Here is a 24,105-nt window from a genome sequence, read left to right on the forward strand (position 1 = left end):
TTCCTGACATAGGCACCGTTTACCGGCGCCCATCAGGACTTAGGTTCAAGCAGACTTTTTCCCCACCGAAAGCAGCCTCAATGAAGATCCGCAACAGCGCGCTGGCCGGCATCGCACTCGCCGCCACCGCCGCTCTTGGCCTGACCGCCTGCGGCGGCGCCACCCCCGCCGGCAACGGCTCGTCTTCCGCTTCCGGCGGCGCCGCCGCGGGCGGGATTACGGTATACAACGCACAGCACGAGAGCCTCACCAAGGAATGGGTGGATGCCTTCACGGCCGAAACCGGCATCAAGGTGACCCTCCGGCAGGGCGATGACACGGAGATGTCCAACCAGATCATCCAGGAAGGCCAGGCGTCCCCCGCGGACGTGTTCCTCACCGAAAACTCCCCCGCCATGACCCAGGTGGAGAACGCAGGCCTGTTCGCCGACGTCAACAAGGACACCCTGGCCCAGGTCCCCTCCGAATTCACCCCCTCCACCGGGAAGTGGACGGGCATCGCCGCACGCTCCACCGTCCTGGTCTACAACAAGACCAAGCTCACCGAGGACCAGCTGCCCAAGTCCATGCTTGACCTGGCCAAGCCCGAATGGAAGGGCCGCTGGGCTGCGTCGCCCACCGGCGCGGACTTCCAGGCCATTGTCTCCGCACTGCTGGAACTGAAGGGCGAGTCCGCCACCGAGGACTGGCTCAAGGCCATGAAGGACAACTCCAAGGCGTACAAAGGCAACAGCACGGCCATGAAGGCAGTCAACGCCGGTGAAGTGGATGCCGCGCTGATCTACCACTACTACTACTACGGCGACCAGGCCAAGACCGGCGAGAACTCCAACAACGTCACGCCTTACTACTTCAAGAATGAGGACCCGGGCGCGTTCCTGTCCGTCTCCGGCGGCGGCGTGCTCAAGTCGTCCAAGAACGCTGCAGCCGCGCAGGCCTTCCTGAAGTTCATCACCGGCAAGAAGGGGCAGGAAGTCCTGAAGAACGGCACGTCGTTCGAGTACGCCATCGGCTCTGATGTGCCTGCCAACGACAAGCTGGTTCCCATCAAGGACCTGCAGGCCCCCAAGGTGGACGCTGCGAAACTCAACTCCCAGAAGGTCAGCGATCTGATGACCCAGGCAGGACTACTGTAATTCCGTGACCTCCGATCTATCGGCTCCCCCACGGCGGAGCACGACGACGGCGGGCCGGGGCACACGCCCCCGCCCGCCTTTCGGCGTTTCCGCGGTGTCCGTCGTGGCGGTGCTGATCGCCCTCTTCTCCCTCATCCCGCTGGGGTACGTGGCCTACATGACGGTGGCAACCGGGTGGGACACCGCCGTCGGCCTCATCCTGCGCCCCCGGGTGGGCGAACTGCTGCTGAACACCCTGCTCCTGATGGCTGCCACCATCCCGCTGTGCCTGCTGCTTGGCGTCGCGGGGGCATGGCTGGTGGAACGGACCAAACTGCGCGGCCACCGAATCTGGGCAGTCCTGCTGGCCGCGCCGCTGGCCGTCCCGGCGTTCGTGAACAGCTACGCCTGGGTGTCGGCCATCCCGTCGCTGGGCGGCCTGGGCTCGGGGATCCTGATTTCCACCCTCTCCTACTTCCCGCTGGTCTACATTCCGGCGGCAGCCACCCTGAGCCGGCTGGACCCGGCCATAGAGCAGTCGGCCGCCGCGCTGGGACTGGGCGCCTGGCGGGCCTTCTTCCGGGTTGTGCTCCCCCAGCTGCGGATCGCACTGACGGGCGGCGCGCTGCTGGTGGGGCTGCACCTGCTGGCCGAATACGGCGCCTTCGCGATGATCCGCTTCGACACCTTCACCACCGCGATCATGACCCAGTACCGGTCCACGTTCAACGGCGCCGCCGGGAACATGCTGGCCAGCGTGCTGGTGTTCTTCTGCCTGCTGCTGCTGGTGGCCGAAGTCCGCAGCCGCGGCACGGCACGCTACGCGAGGATCGGTTCAGGCGTGCAGGCCAAGGCTCTGCGGCTCCCCCTGCATGCCTACCACGTCCCCGCCCAGCTCTTCCTGCTGGCGCTGACCGCCCTGGCGTTCGGCCTCCCGCTGTTCTACGTGCTGAAGTGGATCCTGGCCGGCGGGGCCGAGGCCTGGACCGCCTCCGAATTCCTCCCCGCACTACTTGCCACGTTCTGGTACGGGCTCCTCGGCGCCGCAGCCACCATCGTGGTCGCCTTCCCCATGGCCTACCTCGCGGTCCGGAGGCCCGGCTGGTTCAGCAAGTCCCTGGAACTGTCCAACTATGTCACCAGCTCCATGCCCGGCATCGTGGTGGCCCTGGCCTTCGTCACCGTCAGCATCCGCTTGGTACCGGGGATCTACCAGACGGCGGGAGTGCTGGTGGCCGCATATGTTCTCCTGTTCCTTCCGCGGGCCCTGGTGAACCTCCGGGCCGGCCTGGCACAGGCGCCCAAGGAACTCGACGAGGCGGCACAGGCGCTGGGCAAGCCGCCGCTGCTGGCCTTCATCCGTGTCACCCTGCGGCTCACGGCTCCGGCCGCCGCGGGCGGGGCTGCCCTGGTGTTCCTGGCCATCGCCAACGAACTTACCGCCACGCTGCTCCTGTCCCCCAACGGCACCCGGACCCTGGCCACCGAGTTCTGGAGCAAGAGCAGCGAAATCGACTACGCCGGCGCCGCACCCTATGCCCTGCTGATGATCCTGCTTTCCGCACCCATGACCTATCTCCTCTTCCAACAGTCCAAGAAAGTAGCCGGACAGTGACAGCACCATCGACCCGCAGGCTGCCCGAGCCGCGGGTGGCACCCTCAGTGGCCGCAACCACCAACAGCCACCTGCAGATCACGGACGTTACCAAGAACTTCGGATCGCAGGCGGTCCTGAGGGGCGTCAACCTGTCCGTGGCCAAGGGCGGAACCACCGCCATCGTGGGACCGTCAGGCTCCGGCAAGACCACGGTCCTGCGCCTGATCGCCGGGTTTGAGCATCCGGACACCGGCAGCATCTCGCTCAACGGGACCCTGGTGGCGGGTGAGGGCGCTTGGCTGCCGGCGCACAAGCGCCAGATCGGATACGTGGCCCAGGACGGTGCCCTGTTCCCGCACCTCACCGTGGGCCAGAACGTTGCCTTCGGCCTTGATGCGGCAAAGCTTGAAGGCGGCAGGCGGGCCGTGGCAGCACGCGTTGCCGAACTCCTGGAAATGGTGTCCCTGGATGCCGCCATGGCCAAGCGCCGGCCGCACCAGCTCTCCGGCGGCCAGCAGCAGCGGGTTGCCCTGGCCCGGGCGCTGGCCCGTGAACCGGAGCTGATGCTCCTGGACGAGCCCTTCTCCGCCCTGGATGCCGGGCTCCGCGTGGCCACCCGCCGCGCCGTGGCCAAGGTGCTGGCCGAGGCCGGCGTCACCACCATCCTGGTCACGCACGACCAGGCGGAGGCCCTCTCCTTCGCCGACCAGGTGGCCGTGATGCGCGGCGGCAAGCTGGCCCAGATCGGCAACCCCTTTGTGGTGTACACCCGCCCCGCGGACCGCGCCACCGCTGAATTCCTGGGCGACGCCGTCATCCTGGACGCCTGGCTGGAAGGGTCCCTGGCCACCTGCTCCCTGGGCGGCATCCCGGTGCGCAGGCCACCGGCGCAGGGACGGGTGCAGCTGATGCTGCGGCCGGAACAGATCCGCATCGCCGAAGACGGCCCCATCCGCGGCGTGGTGGTGGACACCGACTACTTCGGGCCCGAAACCACGGTGCGGCTGAAGCTGAACGTGCCCCAGGAAGTGGCAGAGCACGCCGACCACCGCTACCCCGGCGGCGGCGAAGTGATCACCATCCGGCACTGGAACGCGTCGATCGCGCGGCCCGGCATGGAGCTGTGCCTGCGGGTTGTGGGCGAAGCCGTCGCGTTCCCGATCGAGGACTGAGCTCCGGCCCGCCGCGCTCAGCTGCGTATCAGAAGCTAGTCCGCACATCCGAAGCTACAGGGCACAGATGGACGAACAAGCTTCTGATCGGTGCGCCCGCCCCTGCTGACACAGAAAAAACACCGGGCGGAAACACTCCGGCAACCTCGTCAGGGCAAGCTGTGCTTACGGGGATACAACAGCAGGAGGCAGCCCACATGGAGGCACAAGGAGTACGTACCGCCCAGCTCCGCATCGGGGACCAGATTGAGGCATGGCACCGCGGCAGGCTCTTCCACAAGGGACGGGTGACGGACGTCGTCCCGCACCTGGAACTCTTCTGGATCCTGGACGCCCGCACCGGCACCCGCAAGCTGCTGGACCCCGAGGCCCTGGAGATCCGCCACGTGGAAGCCCCTGCCGAAACGGGAACCCAGGTATCAGCCAAGACCCAGGCAAAACCACTCGCCCCCGCCTGATGCTCGGCGAAGGGTCAGGTGCGTTCCTGGTAGACGTCCGGGACGCCGTCGTGGTCCGAATCCACCCTCTCAAGCTCTTCGGCGACCCGGTACTGCCGGTTCCGGGTCCGCAGCACAGCCGTGGCCAGCAGCGCGGCGATCAGTGACGCAGCCAGGATGCCCACCTTGGCGTGGTCGTCATGGAGGCTGCCATGCCCGAAGCTGAGCTCCGCCACCAGCAGGGACACGGTGAACCCGATCCCTGCGAGCAGCGCCACGCCAAACACATCGATCCATTTGAAGGAGCTGTCCAGGCTGGCCCTGGTGGCCTTGGTCAGGATCCACGTGGTGCCCATGATGCCCACCGGCTTGCCCAGGACCAGGCCCAGGATGATACCCAGCGCCACCGGGTCCGTCAGGGCCGAGCCCAGGCCCTCCCACCCGCCAACGGCCACGCCGGCGGAGAAGAACGCGAAGATGGGAACGGCCACGCCGGCGGAAATCGGACGAAACCGGTGCTCGAAGATCTCGGCCAGTCCGGGCCCTGCCTCCGGGCCGCCGGAGGCCCGGGACCGGATCACGGGAATGGCGAAGCCCAGGAGTACCCCGGCCACGGTGGCGTGGATTCCGGAGGCGTGCACCAGCGCCCAGGTCGCGGCACCCAGCGGCAGCAGGATCAGCCAGGCTGCAACTGCGTGGCGGCCGAAGAACCGGCGGTACTTCTGGGCCAGGAAGGTGTAGACGGCCAGCGGGATGAGGGCCAGGAGCAGCGGCGCGGCCTGGATGTCGCTGGAGTAGAAGAACGCGATGATGGTGATGGCAATCAGGTCATCCACCACGGCCAGCGTCAGCAGGAAGATCCGCAGGGCGCTGGGGAGGTGGGATCCGATGATGGCCAGGACCGCCACGGCAAAGGCAATGTCCGTTGCGGTGGGGATGGCCCAGCCGCGCAGCGTTTCCGGGCTGGCGAGGTTGACGACGGCGTAAATCACCGCCGGGACAGCCACGCCGCCCACGGCGGCCGCCACGGGCACGACGGACTTGCTGACTTGCCTCAGGTCGCCGGCAACGAATTCGCGTTTGAGTTCCAGGCCCACGAGGAAGAAGAAGATGGCCAGCAGCCCGTCCGCTGCCCAGGCCCCCAGGCTCAGGTCCAGGAGCCACGGCCCATAGCCCACCCTGAGATCCCGGAGGGCAAAGTAGCTGTCCGACGCCGGGGAGTTGGCCCAGATGAGGGCAATCACGGCAGCCAGGACCAGGAGGGCTCCACCCACGGTTTCCTTGCGGAGGATCTCCCCGATGCGCAGGGCTTCGGCGTAGCTGCCGCGGGCGAAGACGGTGGAGCCGAAAAACTTGTTCCTGCTGGGCGTGGGCGGGGTGGAGGTCATGAAGGCGTCCTTAAATCCGGGTTCGGCAAATCCATGCCGACCAGACTTCCCGGCGCACCTCCCCATATCCTACCGGGTACCGGCTACCCGGCGCGGCGGCCCCCGGCGCGGTCTGCCCGGCCGTTCATGCGTTCTGCCCGGCCGTTCAACTGGATGGCCCGCACGGCCCGGTCGAGGTAAGTCCGCGCCTCCGGGGAGTTGGCCAGCTGCACCAACTCCGCTGCCACCACCACCAGCTTGACGTTGCGGTGGCTGCTGGTGCTGACCAGCATCTGGAAGGCGTCGTCGGAGCCGAGCTTCAGCTGCCCCATGAGGATGCCCCTGGCCTGGTCGATCAACGTGCGGGTTGCGGTGGCACCCACCACGGCCTCGCGCGCAGCCTCTTCAGTTTCGCGCTGCAGCGTCCGGCTGAGGTCCACCGTCACGCCTTCGAACGCCGCCAGCGTTCCATCAGCGGCCAGGATCGCCTCGCCGGAGGTGAGCACACGCCTGGTCCGGCCGCGGGCATCGACGATCCGGTGGTACATGCAGAAGAACCCGCCGGTGGTCGATACCTGCGCCAGGATCTCCTCGCACCGCTCCCGGTCATCCGGGTGCTTGTGGGACAAGATCAGTTCCATGCTGGGGACAACATCGCCGCGCTGGTAGCCGTGCAGCCGGAACATCCCGTCCGACCAGTGGAAGGTTGGGCCTGCAGGCCCCATCTCCACCCTGAAGATGCCCGCATCGCTTTCACTGTCTCTGAGCGCACTCGAATACGTGTATAGGTTGCTGAGCTCCATCACAGGTCCACCCTCCCGCACACCGGCCAGCCCCCCCCCCTATGGGAGCGGGCTCTCGTCACTACTCCCAGTATGGTCGCCCCGCGCGCCGGAAGGTAGGGCGGGATGCCCTATGGATGCAGCGGACACATAGAGTAGGGACCCTTGCCACTTATACCCCTAGGGGGTATATTGGTGGTGTTGTCAGTGAAGTGGTATGTCCCGGCTGGTGCCCACACCGGCCTTCACAGCCGTTCAACCCCAGCGCCCCTTGATTCCCTCAACGGATTGGAACTGACATGAACACCGGGAACCGCCCCGAGCTCCCCCTCGCCTCCTCCGGCTGCAGCTGCTGCGCCCCTGCCGGCGCCGCGGAACCGGCCACCACCCTGCCCGCGCCTGAGGCACAAAAGCGCCCTGCCGCCGTCGGAAATTCCGATCGCTTGGCAGCGGCTTCCTCGAAGGAGGAATGATGCAGGACCATCACGACATGCAGCACCAGGGCGGCCCGCACGACCATCACCAGCCACCCAGCGGAACCCTGACCCAGCCGCCGGCGCACGGCGCCGGGCATGGACAACACGGCGGCCACAGCGACGACGACCATACCGTCCACACGCACGGCCAGCACGCCGGGCACAGCACAGTCATGTTCAAGGACCGGTTCTGGCTGACGCTGGTCCTGGCCGTTCCGGTGGTCTATTTCAGCCCCATGATGGGCGACCTTTTGGGCTACATGCCGCCCGAGTTCCCCGGTTCCGCCTGGATCCCGCCGGTCCTGGGCACCGTCATCTTCCTGTACGGCGGCCAGCCGTTCCTCAAAGGCGGCCTGCAGGAGCTCAAGGACCGCGCTCCGGGAATGATGCTGCTGATCGGCATGGCCATCACGGTGGCCTTTGCCGCTTCCTGGGTCACCAGCCTGCGCATCGGCGGCTTCGACCTGGACTTCTGGTGGGAGCTGGCGCTGCTGGTGGCCATCATGCTGCTGGGCCACTGGATCGAGATGCGTGCCCTCGGGTCGGCGCAGGGCGCCCTGGATGCCCTCGCGGCTCTGCTGCCGGACGAGGCCGAACGCATTACGGACAGCGGCACGGAAACCGTCCCCGTTTCCCACCTCAAGACCGGCGACCTGGTCCTGGTCCGCCCCGGCGCCCGCATGCCCGCGGACGGAACCGTGATGGACGGGCAGGCTGAGTTCGACGAGTCCATGATCACGGGGGAATCCAAAACCGTGGCACGCGGCGCCGGCGACCCGGTGGTGGCCGGAACCGTGGCCACGGACAGCAGTGTCCGGGTGCGCGTCACCGCCGTGGGCGACCAGACCGCCCTGGCCGGGATCCAGCGGCTGGTGGAAGAGGCGCAGGCGTCGTCGTCGCGTGCCCAGGCACTGGCAGACCGCGCAGCGGCCTTCCTCTTCTACTTCGCCGCCGGCGCCGGTGTCCTGACCTTCATCGCCTGGACACTGCTGGGAAGCGTTCCAGACGCCGTCACCCGCACCGTCACCGTCCTGGTCATCGCCTGCCCGCACGCTCTGGGTCTGGCGATACCCCTGGTGATCGCCATTTCCACGGAGCAGGCGGCCCGGGCCGGGGTGCTGATCAAGAACCGGATGGCGCTTGAACGGATGCGCACCATCGACGTGGTCCTGTTCGACAAGACCGGCACGCTGACCACCGGTGAGCCGGAGCTGAAGGACGTTGCCGTGGCCGGCGGCGTCGAGGCGGACGCCGTGCTGGCCCTCGCCGCCGCCGTCGAGTCGGACAGCGAGCACCCCGTGGCGCGGGCCATCGTCCGCGCCGCCAGGGCCCGGAGCCTGCCACTGCCCCAAGCCACCGGTTTCACCTCGCTGCCGGGCCGGGGCGTCCGGGCCAGCGTGGACGGCCGCACCGTGCACGTGGGCGGGCCTGCGCTCCTGCGCGAGCTCGGCGTCGTCGAACCCGAGGCCCTGGCCTCAAGCACCCGGGCGTGGATGGACCGCGGAGCCGCCGTGCTCCACGTTGTCGACGGCGGCACAGTCCTGGGTGCCGTGAGCATGGAGGACGCAGTGCGGCCGGAGTCGCGGCAGGCTGTGTCCGCCCTGCAACGGAGGGGCGTCAAGGTGGCCATGGTCACCGGTGATGCGCACCAGGTGGCGCAGGCCGTGGCGGCGGACCTGGGCATTGACGAAGTGTTCGCCGAGGTCCTGCCCGCGGACAAGGACAAGAAGGTGGCCGAGCTGCAGGGCCGCGGGCTGAAGGTGGCCATGGTGGGCGACGGCGTCAACGACTCGCCGGCGCTGGCCCGCGCGGAGGTGGGCATCGCCATTGGCGCCGGAACCGACGTCGCCATGGAATCGGCGGGCGTGGTGCTGGCCGGGAACGACCCCCGGGCAGTGCTGTCCATGGTGGACCTGTCCCGCGCCAGCTACCGCAAGATGTGGCAGAACCTGGTGTGGGCCACCGGCTACAACATCCTGTCCGTGCCGCTGGCCGCGGGCGTCCTGGCTTTCGCCGGGGTGGTTCTGTCCCCGGCTGCCGGGGCTGTGATGATGTCCGCGTCCACCATCGTGGTGGCCCTGAACGCCCAGCTGCTCCGGCGCCTGAAACTGAACCCGTCTGAGGTACGTTGAACAGCATGGACAGATCGGAAGGAGGGACAGCCATGACCACCCGCGCCGTGGCGTCCTTCCTCCGCGCAGCCTGGCTGCTGGCCGCCACCCTGGCCGTCATCTCCGGGCTGCTGGGCATGCACGTGCTGACCGCCGGGCATGCTTCGCACGGGCCTGTTGCCCAGGGCATGGATACGCACGGCGCGGCCGCCCCCGCGGCACCGACTGGGGCCGCCGCCGTCGTGCATTCCGCGGTTGGGGACCATCCCGGCCACGCCGGCCACGCGGCCGGCCCGGCTTCCACCGACCCGCCGGCCCTGGCGCCGGGCACCTGCGGCAACTCCTGCCCGGGGGCGCAGGAGTCGGGGGCGCCCTGCGTGCCGTCGGTCCCCGGCGGCCCCGTGACGGTCCTCCCGCCGCAGGCAACCCTTGCCGTCCTTCCGTTGCTGCCGGCGGCCGGCAACCCAGGCTCTTCCTACGGGTACCTGCCGCCCAGCCCATCACCGTGCGACCTCTCCATCAGCCGGACGTAAACCGGACTGCGCCCTGTACCCCGGCCCAGTTCCACTACATCCCTGAAGGACCCATGAACACCACTATCAAAACCCTGTCCATTGCTGCTGCCCTGGCGGCTTCCCTCGGCCTGGCAGGATGCGCGGCCAATGCCGGCTCCGGCAACGGCATGCCCATGGACCACGGCAGCTCCAACCCCATGTCCAGCACGATGCCAAGCGCCGGCACCATGCCCAGCGCCAACGCCGACCATAACCAGGCGGACATCATGTTTGCCCAGATGATGATCCCGCACCACGCCCAGGCGGTGGAGATGAGCGGCATCATCCTGGCCAAGCCGGACATGCCCGCAGAGGTGACCGCGCTCGCCACCAAGATCAAGGCGGCGCAGGCACCGGAGATCGCGCAGATGACCGGCTGGCTCAGCGGGTGGAACGTGCCCACCATGATGAGCGACCACTCCGGACACGGCATGACCGGCATGGTGGACGACGACGGCATCGAGCAGCTGAAGTCTGCCACCGGTACCGAGGCCGCGCGGCTGTTCCTCGAGCAGATGATCGGCCACCATGAGGGCGCCATCGACATGGCCCAGCAGGAGATCAGCGCCGGCAAATTCCCGGACGCCGTGAAGCTGGGCCACGACATCGTGGACGCGCAGCAGGCGGAGATCACGCAGATGAAGCAGCTGCTGACCACCCTGTAACCGGCACTTCCGGCCGCCGGGCAGTCCTGCGGCGCGGCGGCGGCACCCGGCCCGGGAGCCCGCCGCCGCGCCGTTGCGTGTTAAGTTGAAAGGCACGGGTCCGGACCGGATCCGCCAGCAGCTGGGAAAAGAGACATCTCCTTGGACACTTCCGCACCAGTACGAATCCTGACCGTCTGCACCGGCAACATCTGCCGCTCGCCGGTGGCCGAACGGCTGCTGCAGGCAGGACTCGACCAGGTGGTGCCGGGCGGTTTCCAGGTGTCCAGCGCCGGCACCCGCGCCTTGGTGGGCGAACCCATGCAGCCCATTTCAGCGGACATCGTGCGGACCTTTGGCGGTGATCCCGAAGGGTTCGCGGCACGGCAGCTCACGCCCAGGATCCTGCGGGGTGTTGACCTGGTGCTCACCATGACGTCCGGGCACCGCGGCGAGGTCCTGCAGCTTGATGCCTCCCTTCTCAAGCGGACGTTCACCATCCGCGAGTTCGCCCGGATGCTTGATGTCCTGGCCCAGCGGGGCGCGGGGACAGACAGCCGGCCCGCCGCCGTCGAATCTTCCCCAGGTGCGCTGCCCGGCAGCAACGCGTCCGACGGCGACGCCCGGCTGGCTGCCAACGCCGCCTTGTGGCGCGGCTTGCCGGCACGGGCCGCCGGGGTGCGCCACCTTTCGCTCCCCGCCGACGCCGCAGACAACGACATCGTGGACCCGTACCGCCGCGCGCCGGAGGTGTACCGGGAGATGGAGGACCAGCTGGCCCCCGCCATTGTCTCCATCCTGCGCCATGCCCGCCTCAACGCCCCGGTCCCCGGGACCGCGCCCCAGTCGCCCTAGCGGAACAGCGTTACCGCAGCTCGACGCCGAACCGGATGGAACCTTCGCAGGTGACAGTTTGGATAACCTTGTAGCCAACCGGGGCCTGCCCGACGCACACTGAACCCACCAAACACAATGAGGTGGAGGCGTCATGAGCATCCCAGGCGGTTCTGATCCATCCGGGCCCGGTAACTCCGGGAACTCCGGTTCCCTGCCGCCGGGTTCCTCCGGTTCCCACCGGCCGGCCTGGCTGGCGGCTTTGGGCCGCCGCCGCTGGGTCGCCGCCCTGGTGGTGCTGGCACTTGTGGTGGCTGCCGGAGTCGCGGTCTTCAGCCTGAGCCGCTCCGGCCAGCAAGCGCAGCCTGCAGCCACCCAAACCGAGTCGCCCAGCCCGACGCCGACGCCCACACCCACCCCGACCCCCTCTGAAACTCCCCCGCCCGCTCCTGCTCCCCCACCGCCGCCTGCCCCGATCCCGGACCTGCCCGCCGCCCCGATGAACATCCTCGTCATCGGCAGCGACATCCGTGACACTCCCGCACGCGACGCCGCCGCCCACACTGCAGCCACCGGTGAACCCTCAGACCAGAGGGCGGACACCCTGATGGTGGTCCATGTCCCTGCCGACCGCCGGAACCTCTACCTCGTCTCCATCAACCGCGACAACTGGGTGGACATCCCCGGCTTCGGCAGCGCCAAGATCAATTCCGCGCTCCAGTATGGCGGGATCGACCTGCAAACCGCCACGGTGCAGCAGCTGCTGGGAATTACCATCGACCACACCCTGATGCTCGACTTTGGCGGGTTCAAGCTCCTGGTGGACGGCCTGGGCGGCATCGACGTCAATGTGCCGATGTCCTTCCAGTCCTCGATCGAAACCCAGCACGTCTTCACCCAGGGCATGAACCACCTGGACGGACAGGCCGCCCTGGAATTTTCCCGCGAGCGCTACGCGTTCTCCGACGGCGATTTCCAACGGGTCCGCGACCAGCAGATCATGCTCCGTGCCATCCTGGCCCGCCTCACCGGGGGCGGTGCCCTGAACGACGTCAACGCCGTGCGGTCGCTGGTCGACTTTGCCTCCTGCTGCCTCACGGTGGACAAGGGATTCGATCCCGTCCAGGCAGCCATCCTGGCCTACAGCCTGCGCAATCTGGATACTAACGCCATCGGCACCATGACGCTTCCGACGGCGGGCTCCGGATTCGTTGCCGGGCAGTCCGTACTGTTTCCGGACTACGGAGGCATCGCGGCCGTGGGGGCGGCACTTCGGGAGGGCCGGATCGGCGACTTCGCGAGGCCTTAGGGCACGCCAGCGACACGCTTAGTCACTGGCGACGCGCATATTCCCTGGCGCGGCGATATTTGGGGTGCGCAGGTGACTTTGGGCGTCGCAGCGGAATTTGCGCGTCGCCACTGCGGCAATACGCTCCGGACGCGGCCGCCACGCCTTGTTCAGCAGCGGCTTACCCGGGGTTCACCAGCGGGACAGAGTCTGTGCGCCCGCCGGAGCGAACCTGAGGGCATGACTGAGAACTCCCGCGCCACCGTTTCACGCCGCACCGTCGTCAAGGGGTCGGTCCTGGCCGCCGCGCTCGCATCCGTCCCCGCCGCTGCCCAGGCAGGCACCACACCGTCAGGCGTCGCGTTGGTCCGCAACCGCCTGACCCTGCCCAGCGGCATCGCCACCGGCGACGTCACCTCCGATTCAGCCGTTCTGTGGTCCCGCGCGTCCGGCGCAGGCCGGATGACGGCAGTCCTGCGGGCCGTGGACGACGGCGGCCAGGTCCTGCGCGGGCGCGGCGCCTTTGAGCGGGTGCTCCGCGGGCCCCGGGCCACCCAGGCGTCCGATTTCACCGCCAAGATCCATGCGGGAAACCTGCCGTCCAACACCCGCTTCGCACTGGACATCAGCTTCGAGGACGACGGCGGGGCGGCCGGCGAGACGGTCCGCGGCAGCTTCCGCACGGCGCCGGACGCCGGAACGATCAACGGCACGGGCCGCACCGGTGGCACCAGCAGCGGCGGCGACGTCCCGGCGTCGTCTGCGCAAAGCTTTGTGTGGACCGGCGACACCGCTGGCCAGGGATGGGGCATCAACGAGGAGATCGGCGGGATGCGCGGCTACCGGGCCATGCACCTGACCCGCCCGGACTTCTTCATCCACTCCGGCGACACCATCTACGCCGACGGGCCCATCGCCGAAAGCGTGGTGGAAAAGGACGGCCAGGTGTGGCGGAACCTGGTGACAGAGGAGGTCTCCAAGGTGGCCGAAACGCTCACCGAGTTCCGCGGCCGGCACCGGTACAACTCCATGGACGCCAACATGCGGGCCATGTTCGCTGACGTCCCCGTGATCGCCCAGTGGGACGACCACGAGACCCACAACAACTGGTACCCCGGCCAGATCATCGATGACTCCCGCTACACGGTGCGGGACGTCAACACCCTGGCTGCCCGCGGCCGGCAGGCATGGCAGGAAAACATGCCCATCGCGGACAGCTCGGCCGTCTGGCGCCCGGGAACGTTCGACGACGCCGGCCAGTACCAGCCCGCCCGGATCTACCGGAAGATCAGCCGCGGACCGCAGCTGGACGTCTTCTGCCTGGACATGCGCACCTTCAAATCGCCCAACACGGACGGCAAGGAGCCTTACGCCACCTCCATCCTGGGCCAGGAGCAGGTGGACTGGCTGATCGGCGAAGTTTCGAAGTCAAAGGCGACCTGGAAGGTGATCGCCGCGGACCTGCCGCTGGGCATCGTGGTGCCGGACGGCCCGGTCAACCAGGAGAGCCTGTCCAACCGCGACGCCGGCGCCCCGTTGGGCCGTGAGCTGGAAATTGCCGCGGTGGTGAGCGCCTTCAAGCGCAACGGCGTGAAGAACACGGTGTGGCTCACCGCCGATGTGCACTACTGCGCCGCCCACCACTACTCCCCCGAACGGGCAGCCTTCACCGGCTTCGATCCGTTCTGGGAGTTCGTGGCCGGGCCCATCGCCGCGGGATCATTCGGCCCCAACACGATGGACGGCACGTTCGGGCCCGAGGTGGTGTTCTCGAAGGCAGGGCGCTTTGCCGGGGAGTCCCCGCGCGACGGCGAAAACCAGTTCTTCGGGCACGTCCAGTTGGATGCGGACAACAGCTTCACCGTGAGCCTTCGCAACGCCAACGGAGCCACGGTGTTCTCCAAGGTCCTGACGCCGGAGCCGTAGCTTCGGGTCCCCCGCGGCACTGTTGCTGCGCCGACGGCGGCCGTTATTTTCCGCCGCCCCCTGGGTACGCCGTTGGTAGTGTTCCTGCAAATCGGCACGGCATTTCGGGCACGGCGAGGACGGGGTGGTTTCTTGAAGGGTGAATCAGCAAAAGACGACGGCCTGACGGAGGCCGTCCAGCAGGCCGGGGCCGTGGAGCTGCTCCTGATCCGGCACGGCGAGAGCGAAGGCAACGTGGCGGCCACCGAGGCCCGTGCGGCCGGAGTGGAGGTCATCGAGGTTCCGGCCCGTGATGCAGACGTGGACCTGTCGGCAACCGGGAGGGAACAGGCCAAGGCGCTGGGTATCGCCCTGGGCCGGACCGCCGGGGAGTTCCGCCCTGACGCCGTGGTGTCCTCCCCCTATGCCCGTGCCCGCCAGACCGCTGAGATTGCGGTGGAAACAGCCGGCTGGCCGCTGCAGGTGCGCACGGACGAGCGGCTCCGCGACCGCGAACTCGGCATCCTGGACCGGCTCACGCGGCTGGGCGTGGAGAGCCGCTACCCCGAGGAATCCGAACGCAGGGACTGGCTGGGAAAACTGTATTACCGGCCGCCGGGAGGGGAATCCTGGGCGGACGTGGCGCTGCGGCTGCGGTCCGTCCTGGCAGAGCTGAACGGCCTGGGCACCGGCCAGCGGGTGATGCTGGTGTGCCACGACGCCGTGATCATGCTGTTCCGGTACGTGCTGGAGGGGCTGAGCGAGAAGGAACTGCTGGACCTGGCAGCCACGGAGGCCATCCTCAACGCCTCGGTGACCCGGTTCGTCCGCCCCTCCGGCGTTGGGCCGTGGACGCTGGAGAGCTTCAACGTGGCCGACCACCTGGCCGAGCAGGGCGTCACCGTCACCGAGCATGCCGGAGACACCAGTGTCCGGCCGCGGTGAATCCTCCGGCGCCACCCTGGTGACGCCGTCGCTCCTGCGGGACTGGCCGCTGCCGGCACCGGGCGCGGACAAGTATTCCCGTGGCTCAGTGCTGGTGGTGGGCGGTGCCCGGGCCACCCCCGGCGCCGCAATGCTGGCCGGCACCGCAGCGCTGCGTGCGGGCGCCGGAAAGCTGACCCTGGCCGTTGCCGGGTCGGTGGCCGTCCAGCTGGGGGTGGCGCTGCCCGAGTGCGGTTCCATCGGCCTGCCGGAGACTGCCGGCGGCTCAGTCAAACCGGAACTGGACAGCATCCACTCCTACGTGGACCAGGCGGATGCCCTCCTGGTGGGGCCCGGCCTGGACGACCCCGACCTTGCCGGTGAACTGCTGGAGGCGTTGCTTAAGCGCGAGGCCGGCGGCGACCACGGCGGCGGCGGCAACCCCGGTGGTGGCGCCGGCAGCAGGCAAGGCGCCGCCGTCGTCCTCGATGCCTACGCGCTGGCCGCGCTGGTACACCTGGAGGACCAGCTGGACCCGTGGCGCGGCCGCCTCATCCTCACACCGAATCCCACGGAGGCCGGCATCCTGCTGGGGCGGGACACGGATGACCTCGAGAAGGACCTGGCCGAAATCTCCGAACGGTTCGACGCCGTAGTCAGCTGCCAGGGGCTGATCACCCAGCCGCCAGGGCTGAACCCCGACGAGCCGGACCTGTGGAAGATCACCACGGGGTACGGCGGACTGGGCACCTCCGGCAGCGGGGACGTGCTGGCCGGGGCCATTTCCGGGGTCCGTGCCCGGGGAACCAGCAGCGCACAGGCAGCCTGTTGGGGTACCCACCTGCACGCAGCCGCGGCAGACAGGCTGGCCAGCAGGCTGGGCCCGTTGGGGTTCCTGGCCCGTGAACTTGCCGACGAACTGCCGGCGCTGATGCTGGAACTGGGCACCTGACCCTTGACGTGGACCGCCCGGACATACGGACGGCCCCCGGCCAAAGCCGGGGGCCGCCGTGTCGGGAGGTCAGGGCCTACGCTGCCGTTGCGCTGTTTGGCGCTGTGGCATGCACAGAATGGCGATTCGCCCCAAAAAGGCAGTCAACAGATATGGCCGCCTCCCGGTCCTTCAGGTCTAGGCAGCGATTTCCTGCTTTTCCCCCTTCGTTTCGATTTCGATCTTGCGCGGCTTGGCCTTTTCGGCGACCGGGATCCGCAGCGTCAGGACACCGGCGTCATAGCTGGCCTTCACCTTCTCTGTGTCCAAGGTGTCGCCAAGAATCAGCTGGCGGCTGAAGACGCCGCGCGGCCGCTCAGCGGCAATCAGCTCGGTATCCTTGCCAGCGGGATCGGGACGCTCCGCCCGCACCGTCAGGACGTTCCGTTCGACATCCAGGTCCACCGAGTCCGCCGTGACACCCGGCAAATCAAAGGCCACGACGAATTCCTGGTCCTCGCGCCATGCATCCATCGGCATCGCCGCCGGACGTGCAGTGGTTCCGAGGACTTGCTGGGTTAGCCTGTCCAGCTCGCGGAACGGATCGGTTCGCATCAACATGGCTTCCCTCCTCGTGAGAGTTGATCCAACATCCACGTCAGTCGATCTATATTCGCTGACATAGATTTTTTAGCACCGTGGAAGCAGGTCCGCAAGGGGTTTGGGTGCCGATTCCTGAAGAATTTTTGGGTCCTGCAGGCTTCGGATTTCCGCCTTTACCCGGGCACACGGAAGGGGCCTCTTGCACAGCTCCTGCTGTGCAAGAGGCCCCTTCCGGACTAGGTTCTGTCTTCTCCAGTCAGTCCCTGGTGGGGTCCGGACGCAGCGGTGCGGGCCCTGGATCCGGGACGGGCAGCGGGCCTGGGGGCGCCGGCGCGGGGAACGGATTGGGAGACGGCGGGCCGGGCGGGCGCGGCTGGGTGGGATCCGGCGATGTGGGCTCCGGACCGGGTTCGGGCGGAAACGGCTCGGGTTCGTGCACTGGCGGGATGGTCATGGAACTTCCCCTCTCACGCTGGGCGGATGTGCCTTGAACTGAACAGAATACGCCTGCGGCCCGCCGGCAACTACCCTCCAGTCCGGCGCCGTTTAGTACAGCGCTGATTGGTCCGGGACGGCGCCGACCAGCCGCAGCCAGCCGCGCAGCTGGGCGGAGCCTGCCTCCCCGCAGCGGAAACCGATGTACCCGTCCGGGCGGACCGCCACAACGCCCCGGCCCGGGTGGCTGTCGAGGCGGTGGACATGGAGCAGGGAACCGGGTCCCGCCCCTGCCCGCAAGGTGGGGCTCCCGCCAAAGGCACCAGGGCCGGCGTCGCGTTCCAGCAAAAGGTGGACGCCGGGCACGGCGGTCAGTTCGTGAAGGCGGGCCGCCCGCCCGCCGACCGTCACGGGCGCATCCGGCAGCCGCTCACCGGGCCTCGGCCACCCGGCGGCGCGCGGCGTGCCGTCCCGGGAAATAGCACTGTTCCGGTAGCGAACGAATGGCTGGGACAACAGCCTGATGCCCTGGGAGGTGAGCCACTGCCGGCGGAGCAGCACCGGCAGGACCGGAGCGAACGCGGGCAGGAGGCTCCGGGCCAGGCGGGCCACCGGGTGCGGCGAGGCTTCGCCGAAGAAGATGACGTGCGTCAGCGCCAGCACGCGCCGGGCCGCGAGCCGCCGCTCGTGCCCATAGGTTGCCAGCAGTTCCGGGAGCGGCCTGCCTGCCGTCGAGGCGAAACCGAGCTTCCACCCGAGGTTGAGGGCGTCCAGGATGCCGTTGTTCATGCCCTGCCCGCCCGCAGGCGAGTGGGCGTGCGCGGCGTCGCCGGCGAGGAAGAGCGGAGTGTTTCCGAACGTGCTGGCCAGGCGGTGTTGAAGCGGGACCTGGGCCGACCAGCGCACGTCCCGGACGGCAGCACCCAGTCCCGACTCCCGGAGCAGGCGGGCCACTTCATCCGGCGGAACGGGCGGACCCAGCTGTCCGAAGCCGGCGGTGGATTGCCGCAGCGCCGGCCGGGTGGCCAGCATCCGCCAGGTGGCGCCCTCGCCCAGCGCGAAGAGGAAGGCCAGTCCCCAGGTCCCGACGGCCACGTGCAGCAGGCCAGGGTCCAGGGCGCCATCAAGCTCCAGGTCTGCCAGGACCGCCTCCACCCGGTACGGGGCACCCCGCCACTGCGCGCCGGTGAAGCCGCGGACCGTGCTGGACTGCCCGTCGCATCCGGCCAGGAACCGGGAAGTGTGGCCGCCGGCTCCGCCCCCGGCGTCGCGAAGCTCCGCATGCACCAGGCCAGGCCCCGGGCCACCGCCGATATCCAGGGTGCCCTCCGGTCCCAGTCCGCAGAACTCCACGCCCCAGTCCACCGGCACGCCCCTGGCCTGCAGTGCCTGCCAGAGCACGTCCTCGACGTCGGCCTGCCGGACCAGGGTCAGGTGCGGAAAGGCGGTATCCGGGAGGTCCGCGTGGCCCAACCGGGCTTCGACCACGCGCCGGCCGAAGTGTATGCGTGCCAGGGGCGTGGTGTCGGCCCGGTCCAGCAACGCGTCGGTCACGCCCAGCGGGCGAAGGCCCTCCAGTGCCCGTGCATGCAGCATCATCGCCCGGGACGGCCTGACACGGTGTTCGCGCCGGTCCACCACCCGGACCGTGGCTCCGTGGGCGTGCGCCTGGAGGGCCGTGGTGAGCCCGGCGGGACCGGCGCCTACCACCAGAAGGTCGGTGTCCGCCGTCGTGCGTTGCCTGCCTGCCATACCCGCCCGGCCGTCATGCCTGGCCGAGAAGCCGCCACCAGGCGTGGTCCTGGGTGGCTGCTGCTTCCTGCATCCGGGCGGGGTTTGCGAGCACCTCGTCGCGGCGCAGCCCGGGAATCACTTTGTAGCTGATGGACCCGGGGACGCTGACCAGTTCCAGGACCCGCCAGAGGGCCGCAGCGTAGCTTCGCGCCCGCTCGGCACCGTCCCATTCGTACAGGCCGCGGTAGGCACCGAAGGTGTCGTGGGCGCACCACAGCTTGGAAACAAAGCCCGGGAACCCGACGAAGAGCGGGGTGTTCAGCAGGCTTTCCGCCTCGAATAGCCGGTGCGCCCGGCCCCGGACCAGGCGCAGCGTGAAGGCCACCACCAGGATGCAGGGCTCGCCGGGCTGCCGGTCGACGGCGGTCTCCCGGTAGACCCGCGAGGTGCTGCCGTCAGCGAAGCGCAGCACCCGGCCCACGTTTTCCTTGGGAAGATGCACCTGCCTGCGGACCAGCATCACGCACGACGTTCCCATGCAGCGGGTCACCGCCAGCCATGCTTTGGCGCGGGGAGCCGGTCCGGATTCGGGGGTCATGGTTTCTCCTTTTCCCTGCGGGACCCTTTCAGGGTGCCGGGAACCGCGGGTAGGATCCCAGAGTCTTTCGCCCCATTCGGGGCGTCCCTTCTCCCCCGGTAGCGAACGGCCTGCCGACTTGTCCGGGCTGGTCTATATATTGAATCCATGACCTCCACCTCCCTGCAGGATTCCACCGGCACTGCCACCCCGGCGCCCCCGGTTGCCAAGAAGATCCCCACCGAACGCACCCACCACGGGGAGACGTTCGTGGACAACTACGAGTGGCTGCGGGACAAGGAATCGCCGGAGGTCGTGGAGCACCTGCGGGCCGAAAACGCGTACCAGGAAGCCGTCACCGCGCACCAGGAGCCGCTCCGCGAGGCCATCTTCCAGGAGATCAAGGGCCGCACCCAGGAAACAGACCTCTCCGTTCCACACCGCAAGGACGGCTGGTGGTACTTCAGCCGCTCCGCGGAGGGCAAGGAATACGGCATCCACTGCCGGGTCAAGGCGCAGGACACCGGAGACAAGGTGGCGGACTGGACTCCGCCCGCCGTGGAACCCGGCCTGCAGATCCCCGGCGAGGAAATCCTGCTGGACGGCAACGTGGAAGCCGAAGGCAAGCCGTTCTTCTCCATAGGCGGCACCGCCGTCACGGTTGACGGAACCCTCTATGCCTACGCAGTGGACAACTCCGGAGACGAACGCTTCACCCTCCGGATCAAGGACCTCCGCACCGGTGAACTGCTGCCGGATGCCATCGAAAACATCTTCTACGGCGTGGCGTTCTCCCCGGACGGCACCCGTATCTTCTACACAGTGGTGGACGAGTCCTGGCGCCCGTACCAGGTGAAGGCGCACGTCCTGGGCACACCCGTGGCCGACGACGTTGTGGTGTACCAGGAGGACGACCCCGCCATGTGGCTGGGCTTCGAGCTCTCCGCGGACCGGCGCTACCTGGTGCTGGGCATTGGATGCTCGGAGTACAGCGAAACCCGGCTGCTCCGTTTCGACGACCCCACCGGAACCGTCAGCACGGTGATCTCGCGGGATGAACGCATCCTGTATGAGGCCGAGCCCTTCCTGCTCGACGGCCCCGACGGGAAAACCGAGAAAATCCTGCTCACGCACAACCACGGCGCCATCAACTCCATGGTCTCCCTGGCTGACGCGGAAGAACTCCACAAGCCGCTGGCAGAACAGACCTGGCAGACCGTCGTGGAACATTCCGGCGACGTCCGCGTCAACGGCGCCGGTGTCACCGCCACGCACCTGGTCGTGTCCATCCGCAAGGACACCATCGAGCGCGTCCAGGTGATGGGGCTGGCCGGCCTGGGCACGCCTGCGCAGCAGGCGCCGGTGGAGCCGGCGTTCGACGAGGAGCTGTACACGGCGGGGGTGGGCGGTTCGGACTACGAGGCACCCGTGATCCGGCTGGGCTACACGTCCTACTTCACGCCGTCCCGCATTTACGACTTCGTCCTGCCCACCCCGGAGCAGCCCACCGGCGAACTGCTGCTCCGCAAGGAGAGCCCCGTGCTGGGTGGCTATGACGGAAGCGATTACGTGGCCACCCGGGAATGGGCCACCGCAGGTGACGGCACGCGCATCCCGCTGTCGGTCCTGCGGCACAAGGCCGTCAAACAGGATTCGACGGCGGCCGGCCTGGTGTACGGGTACGGCTCCTACGAGATGAGCATGGACCCCGGCTTCGGAGTAGCACGGCTGTCCCTGCTGGACCGCGGTGTGGTGTTCGTGATCGCCCACATCCGCGGCGGCGGCGAGCTGGGCCGGCACTGGTACGAGGACGGCAAGAAGCTCACCAAGAAGAACACCTTCACCGACTTCGTGGACGCCACCGACTGGCTGGCGGACTCGGGCTGGGTGGATCCCTCCCGCATCGCCGCCCTGGGCGGTTCGGCCGGTGGACTCCTGATGGGTGCCGTGGCCAACATGGCACCGGAGAAGTACGCGGCCATCGTGGCGCAGGTGCCGTTCGTGGACCCGCTCACCAGCATCCTGGATCCGGACCTGCCGTTGTCCGCGCTGGAGTGGGAGGAGTGGGGCAATCCCATCACGGACCCGCTGGCCTACGCCTACATGAAGTCCTACTCCCCCTACGAAAACGTGCGGGCGGTGGCCTACCCCAAGATCGCCGCGGTGACGTCCTTCAACGACACCCGGGTCCTGTACGTGGAGCCGGCCAAGTGGGTGCAGGAACTGCGGAACAAGACCACGGGGTCCGAACCTATCGTGATGAAGATCGAGATGGACGGTGGCCACGGCGGCGCGTCCGGACGGTACGTGCAGTGGCGCGAGAGGGCCTGGGACTACGCCTTCATCGCCGATTCCCTGGGCGCAACAGAACTGCTGCCCGGAGCCGGCCTGAAGCAGGACTGAAACGTACGACGGCGGGCGCGTCCCGCCGTCGTACGCTTTCCTTCGCCAGCCCTGCGGCAGGCACTGCTTCAGGGCTGGTTCCCTTCGTGACGGGACCGCCGCCCACCTGCTCAGAGGCGGTGACAGAGGAATTCCCTGTCAATGCGCCCATAAGCTAACCATGCTTACTATTGGGGGGCACTTGTTTTCCGCAGGGATCCCAGAGGAGCAGGCATGTCATTGAGCAAGGGAACGCATGTGGAGTGGAACACTTCGCAGGGCAAGACGCACGGCAAAATCGTCGAAAAAAAGACCAGCGACTTTGAACTCGACGGCAACACGCACCGCGCCACTGAGGACGAACCTCAGTATGTGGTGGAGTCGGACAAGACGGGTGCCCGCGCGGCGCACAAGGCATCCGCGCTGACCGAGAAGAAGTAGCGCCGTGGCTGCCCAGTACGAGGTAGTCATCATCGGCGGCGGAAACGCCGGCATCTCCCTGGCAGCCCGGCTGCAGCGGTACGGGGTCAAGGACGTGGCTGTCATCGAGCCCAAGGACCATCACCTCTACCAGCCGCTGTTTTCGCATATCGCAGGAGGCCGCGCCCAGGCACAGGAAGCCATCCGCTCGCAGGAATCCGTGACGCCCCAGGGCGTGACGTGGATCCATGACGCCGCCGCGGGCATTGATGCCGCCGCCAACACGGTCACCCTGGCGTCCGGTTCCACCGTGGCCTACGGGCAGCTGGTGGTGTGCCCCGGGCTGCAATACGACTGGGACGCGGTACCGGGCCTGGCCGAGGCCGTGCACTCGCCCTCCGGCGCCTCCCACTACGAGTTCGAACTGGCGTCCAAGGCCTGGACGCTGCTCCGCAGCATGACGTCCGGCACCGCCGTTTTCACCATGCCGGCGGGCCCCATCAAGTGCGGCGGCGCTGCCCAGAAACCCATGTACCTGGCCTGCGACTACTGGCGGGAACAGGGCCTCCTGGACCGGATCCGCGTGGTGATGGTCCAGCCTTACCCCACCGTTTTCGGGGTCCCGGAGGTGGACCGCGAACTGGACCGCAAGATTGCGGAGTACGGCATCGAACTGCGGACCAACAGCGAATTGGTTGGCGTGGATGCTGCAGGCCAAACAGCCACCATCCGGGATCTTGCCGCCGATACCGTGGAGAACCTGCACTACGACGTCCTCAACGCCGTCCCGCCGCAGTCGGCCCCGGACTGGCTCAAGGCCACGGACCTGCCGGCCGCCGGTGACACGGGCGGCTTCGTGGAGGTGGACCGGCAGACCCTTCGGCACCTCCGCTACCCCAACGTGTGGTCCCTGGGCGATGCCGCAGGCACCACCAACTCCAAATCCGGCGGGGCGCTGCGCAAGCAGACCAAAGTGGTGGCCAAGAACCTGGTGGCAGCCCGGAAAGGCAAGCGGCTGCCGGCGAAGTACAACGGCTACTCGGTGTGCCCGTTCACGGTGTCACGGGACACGGTGGTGTTCGCCGAGTTCGATGACCGTTACCGCCCCATGCCCACCATTCCGCGGGTGCCCACCTGGAACGAAAGCAAGTTGTCATGGGTTGTGGACCGGGACCTGTTCCCGAAGATCTACTGGAACCTGATCCTCAAGGGCAGGGCCTAAAGCTCACCGCCGGAACCGATGCGCCATTCATCGGCCAGGATGGCATAGATGAGCTCGGTGGCCCACTGGCCCTTGTAATGCCACTTGTCGATGTGCCGCGCCTCCAGCCGCATGCCCAGCCGGCCGCACACTGACGCCGACGCCACATTGAGTTCATCCAGCCGGGCTTCAATCCGGTGCATGCCCAGTTCCCCGAAGCCCAGATGGAGCATGGCCCGGGCGGCCTCCGTGCCGTAACCCTTGCCGCGTGCTCCGGGCGCCAGTGTCCACCCGACTTCGCCCTGGCCGAGTCCCGGCAGCCATTTGAGCACCACCTCCCCCTGCAGCCCGGGCTCATTCGCTGCCTCGATGGCGAGGGCCACCCAGTCGCCCTCCTTCTCGAAGGCAAAGTTGGCGTACCGGCCCACCCGCTCCATCGACTGGGTGTAGCTCTTGGCCGGGCCGGGCAGGAACCGGGCGGTCTCCGGCAACGAGTGGTAGGCGTGGAAGGCCTCAAGGTCACCGCCGTCAAAACGGCGGAGTACCAGCCGTTCGGTGCGGATCGGCAGGGAAATGTCAGGCATGGATCGAGGCTACGCCAAAGGTCCGGTGAAGA

The 24,105-nt window shown here is 68.1% G+C and carries 21 protein-coding genes; 15 read left to right on the forward strand and 6 right to left on the reverse strand.

The window, feature by feature from the left end:
* Positions 1 to 80 precede the first annotated feature (80 nt).
* The 4 genes from LDO86_RS15935 to LDO86_RS15950 all read left to right on the forward strand — a co-directional run bounded on the left by LDO86_RS15935 (position 81) and on the right by LDO86_RS15950 (position 4,342).
* Positions 81 to 1,136, forward strand: a complete 1,056-nt coding sequence (locus LDO86_RS15935) for an iron ABC transporter substrate-binding protein (protein ID WP_018768822.1) — start codon at positions 81 to 83, stop codon at positions 1,134 to 1,136.
* A gap of 4 nt (positions 1,137 to 1,140) precedes the next feature.
* On the forward strand, positions 1,141 to 2,730 hold the full coding sequence (locus LDO86_RS15940) for an iron ABC transporter permease (RefSeq protein WP_026265696.1): 1,590 nt from the start codon (positions 1,141 to 1,143) through the stop codon (positions 2,728 to 2,730).
* A complete protein-coding gene (locus LDO86_RS15945) occupies positions 2,727 to 3,884 on the forward strand; it encodes an ABC transporter ATP-binding protein (protein WP_026265697.1) in 1,158 nt (385 codons plus the stop codon). The genes LDO86_RS15940 and LDO86_RS15945 overlap by 4 nt, the downstream gene beginning before the upstream one ends.
* 197 nt (positions 3,885 to 4,081) lie before the next feature.
* Positions 4,082 to 4,342, forward strand: a complete 261-nt coding sequence (locus tag LDO86_RS15950) for a hypothetical protein (RefSeq protein ID WP_018768825.1) — start codon at positions 4,082 to 4,084, stop codon at positions 4,340 to 4,342.
* Between the two features lie 14 nt (positions 4,343 to 4,356).
* Here LDO86_RS15950 and nhaA read toward each other — a convergent pair whose 3' ends face one another.
* Both nhaA and LDO86_RS15960 read right to left on the reverse strand, forming a co-directional pair.
* Entirely contained in the window at positions 4,357 to 5,709 is a 1,353-nt protein-coding gene (nhaA, locus tag LDO86_RS15955) for a Na+/H+ antiporter NhaA (RefSeq protein WP_224084107.1), read from the reverse strand.
* An 83-nt stretch (positions 5,710 to 5,792) separates the two neighbouring features.
* The gene (locus LDO86_RS15960) at positions 5,793 to 6,491 is read right to left on the reverse strand and encodes a PAS and ANTAR domain-containing protein (protein WP_018768827.1); all 699 of its coding nucleotides are present in this window, start codon (positions 6,489 to 6,491) and stop codon (positions 5,793 to 5,795) included.
* Positions 6,492 to 6,939: 448 nt separating this feature from the next.
* Between LDO86_RS15960 and LDO86_RS15965 the strand changes: the two genes are divergently transcribed.
* The 8 genes from LDO86_RS15965 (at position 6,940) to LDO86_RS16000 (ending at position 16,158) form a co-directional block, all read left to right on the forward strand.
* Positions 6,940 to 9,078 (forward strand): heavy metal translocating P-type ATPase, encoded by a 2,139-nt coding sequence (locus LDO86_RS15965; protein ID WP_224084108.1) that lies wholly within the window; start codon positions 6,940 to 6,942, stop codon positions 9,076 to 9,078.
* 32 nt (positions 9,079 to 9,110) lie between these two features.
* A complete protein-coding gene (locus LDO86_RS15970) occupies positions 9,111 to 9,590 on the forward strand; it encodes a hypothetical protein (protein ID WP_018768830.1) in 480 nt (159 codons plus the stop codon).
* Between the two features lie 53 nt (positions 9,591 to 9,643).
* A complete protein-coding gene (locus tag LDO86_RS15975; protein ID WP_018768831.1) occupies positions 9,644 to 10,276 on the forward strand; it encodes a DUF305 domain-containing protein in 633 nt (210 codons plus the stop codon).
* A 141-nt stretch (positions 10,277 to 10,417) separates the two neighbouring features.
* Entirely contained in the window at positions 10,418 to 11,110 is a 693-nt protein-coding gene (locus tag LDO86_RS15980) for a low molecular weight phosphatase family protein (protein ID WP_018768832.1), read from the forward strand.
* A gap of 133 nt (positions 11,111 to 11,243) precedes the next feature.
* Entirely contained in the window at positions 11,244 to 12,398 is a 1,155-nt protein-coding gene (locus LDO86_RS15985; protein ID WP_018768833.1) for an LCP family protein, read from the forward strand.
* A 219-nt stretch (positions 12,399 to 12,617) separates the two neighbouring features.
* Entirely contained in the window at positions 12,618 to 14,303 is a 1,686-nt protein-coding gene (locus LDO86_RS15990; protein ID WP_018768834.1) for an alkaline phosphatase D family protein, read from the forward strand.
* 132 nt (positions 14,304 to 14,435) lie between these two features.
* A complete protein-coding gene (locus LDO86_RS15995; protein ID WP_018768835.1) occupies positions 14,436 to 15,227 on the forward strand; it encodes a histidine phosphatase family protein in 792 nt (263 codons plus the stop codon).
* On the forward strand, positions 15,196 to 16,158 hold the full coding sequence (locus tag LDO86_RS16000; protein ID WP_224084109.1) for an NAD(P)H-hydrate dehydratase: 963 nt from the start codon (positions 15,196 to 15,198) through the stop codon (positions 16,156 to 16,158). Before LDO86_RS15995 ends, LDO86_RS16000 begins: the two co-directional genes overlap by 32 nt.
* A gap of 177 nt (positions 16,159 to 16,335) precedes the next feature.
* On the opposite strand, the gene LDO86_RS16005 is transcribed toward LDO86_RS16000, so the two are convergent.
* The 3 genes from LDO86_RS16005 to LDO86_RS16015 all read right to left on the reverse strand — a co-directional run bounded on the left by LDO86_RS16005 (position 16,336) and on the right by LDO86_RS16015 (position 19,507).
* On the reverse strand, positions 16,336 to 16,758 hold the full coding sequence (locus tag LDO86_RS16005; RefSeq protein ID WP_018768837.1) for an Hsp20 family protein: 423 nt from the start codon (positions 16,756 to 16,758) through the stop codon (positions 16,336 to 16,338).
* Positions 16,759 to 17,286: 528 nt separating this feature from the next.
* Complete coding sequence (locus LDO86_RS16010) at positions 17,287 to 18,927, reverse strand: FAD-dependent monooxygenase (RefSeq protein WP_224084110.1); 1,641 nt, start codon at positions 18,925 to 18,927, stop codon at positions 17,287 to 17,289.
* A 13-nt stretch (positions 18,928 to 18,940) separates the two neighbouring features.
* Complete coding sequence (locus LDO86_RS16015; protein WP_018768839.1) at positions 18,941 to 19,507, reverse strand: hypothetical protein; 567 nt, start codon at positions 19,505 to 19,507, stop codon at positions 18,941 to 18,943.
* A gap of 147 nt (positions 19,508 to 19,654) precedes the next feature.
* Here LDO86_RS16015 and LDO86_RS16020 point away from each other — a divergent pair, with 147 nt between their 5' ends.
* From LDO86_RS16020 to LDO86_RS16030, 3 genes are all read left to right on the forward strand, one after another.
* A complete protein-coding gene (locus tag LDO86_RS16020; RefSeq protein WP_018768840.1) occupies positions 19,655 to 21,889 on the forward strand; it encodes a S9 family peptidase in 2,235 nt (744 codons plus the stop codon).
* Positions 21,890 to 22,102: 213 nt separating this feature from the next.
* The gene (locus LDO86_RS16025; RefSeq protein WP_018768841.1) at positions 22,103 to 22,309 is read left to right on the forward strand and encodes a DUF2945 domain-containing protein; all 207 of its coding nucleotides are present in this window, start codon (positions 22,103 to 22,105) and stop codon (positions 22,307 to 22,309) included.
* A gap of 4 nt (positions 22,310 to 22,313) precedes the next feature.
* Positions 22,314 to 23,510 (forward strand): FAD/NAD(P)-binding oxidoreductase, encoded by a 1,197-nt coding sequence (locus tag LDO86_RS16030; RefSeq protein WP_018768842.1) that lies wholly within the window; start codon positions 22,314 to 22,316, stop codon positions 23,508 to 23,510.
* On the opposite strand, the gene LDO86_RS16035 is transcribed toward LDO86_RS16030, so the two are convergent.
* Positions 23,507 to 24,073 carry a GNAT family protein gene (locus LDO86_RS16035; RefSeq protein ID WP_018768843.1) on the reverse strand — a complete coding sequence of 189 codons (567 nt, stop codon included), beginning with the start codon at positions 24,071 to 24,073 and terminating at the stop codon, positions 23,507 to 23,509. The two genes, LDO86_RS16030 and LDO86_RS16035, sit on opposite strands and share 4 nt — an antisense overlap.
* Positions 24,074 to 24,105: the final 32 nt, after the last annotated feature.

It is taken from the genome of Arthrobacter sp. StoSoilB19, from assembly GCF_019977275.1.
Lineage (GTDB): Bacteria > Actinomycetota > Actinomycetes > Actinomycetales > Micrococcaceae > Arthrobacter.

Bases quoted from the DNA above. Each gene is read 5' to 3' on its own strand.
- LDO86_RS15935 (WP_018768822.1), top strand. From the start codon at position 81: ATGAAGATCCGCAACAGCGCGCTGGCCGGCATCGCACTCGCCGCCACC.
- LDO86_RS15950 (WP_018768825.1), top strand. From the start codon at position 4,082: ATGGAGGCACAAGGAGTACGTACCGCCCAGCTCCGCATCGGGGACCAG.
- nhaA (WP_224084107.1), bottom strand. From the start codon at position 5,709: ATGACCTCCACCCCGCCCACGCCCAGCAGGAACAAGTTTTTCGGCTCC.
- LDO86_RS15960 (WP_018768827.1), bottom strand. From the start codon at position 6,491: ATGGAGCTCAGCAACCTATACACGTATTCGAGTGCGCTCAGAGACAGT.
- LDO86_RS15965 (WP_224084108.1), top strand. From the start codon at position 6,940: ATGATGCAGGACCATCACGACATGCAGCACCAGGGCGGCCCGCACGAC.
- LDO86_RS15970 (WP_018768830.1), top strand. From the start codon at position 9,111: ATGACCACCCGCGCCGTGGCGTCCTTCCTCCGCGCAGCCTGGCTGCTG.
- LDO86_RS15975 (WP_018768831.1), top strand. From the start codon at position 9,644: ATGAACACCACTATCAAAACCCTGTCCATTGCTGCTGCCCTGGCGGCT.
- LDO86_RS15985 (WP_018768833.1), top strand. From the start codon at position 11,244: ATGAGCATCCCAGGCGGTTCTGATCCATCCGGGCCCGGTAACTCCGGG.
- LDO86_RS15990 (WP_018768834.1), top strand. From the start codon at position 12,618: ATGACTGAGAACTCCCGCGCCACCGTTTCACGCCGCACCGTCGTCAAG.
- LDO86_RS16000 (WP_224084109.1), top strand. From the start codon at position 15,196: ATGCCGGAGACACCAGTGTCCGGCCGCGGTGAATCCTCCGGCGCCACC.
- LDO86_RS16005 (WP_018768837.1), bottom strand. From the start codon at position 16,758: ATGTTGATGCGAACCGATCCGTTCCGCGAGCTGGACAGGCTAACCCAG.
- LDO86_RS16010 (WP_224084110.1), bottom strand. From the start codon at position 18,927: ATGGCAGGCAGGCAACGCACGACGGCGGACACCGACCTTCTGGTGGTA.
- LDO86_RS16015 (WP_018768839.1), bottom strand. From the start codon at position 19,507: ATGACCCCCGAATCCGGACCGGCTCCCCGCGCCAAAGCATGGCTGGCG.
- LDO86_RS16020 (WP_018768840.1), top strand. From the start codon at position 19,655: ATGACCTCCACCTCCCTGCAGGATTCCACCGGCACTGCCACCCCGGCG.
- LDO86_RS16025 (WP_018768841.1), top strand. From the start codon at position 22,103: ATGTCATTGAGCAAGGGAACGCATGTGGAGTGGAACACTTCGCAGGGC.
- LDO86_RS16035 (WP_018768843.1), bottom strand. From the start codon at position 24,073: ATGCCTGACATTTCCCTGCCGATCCGCACCGAACGGCTGGTACTCCGC.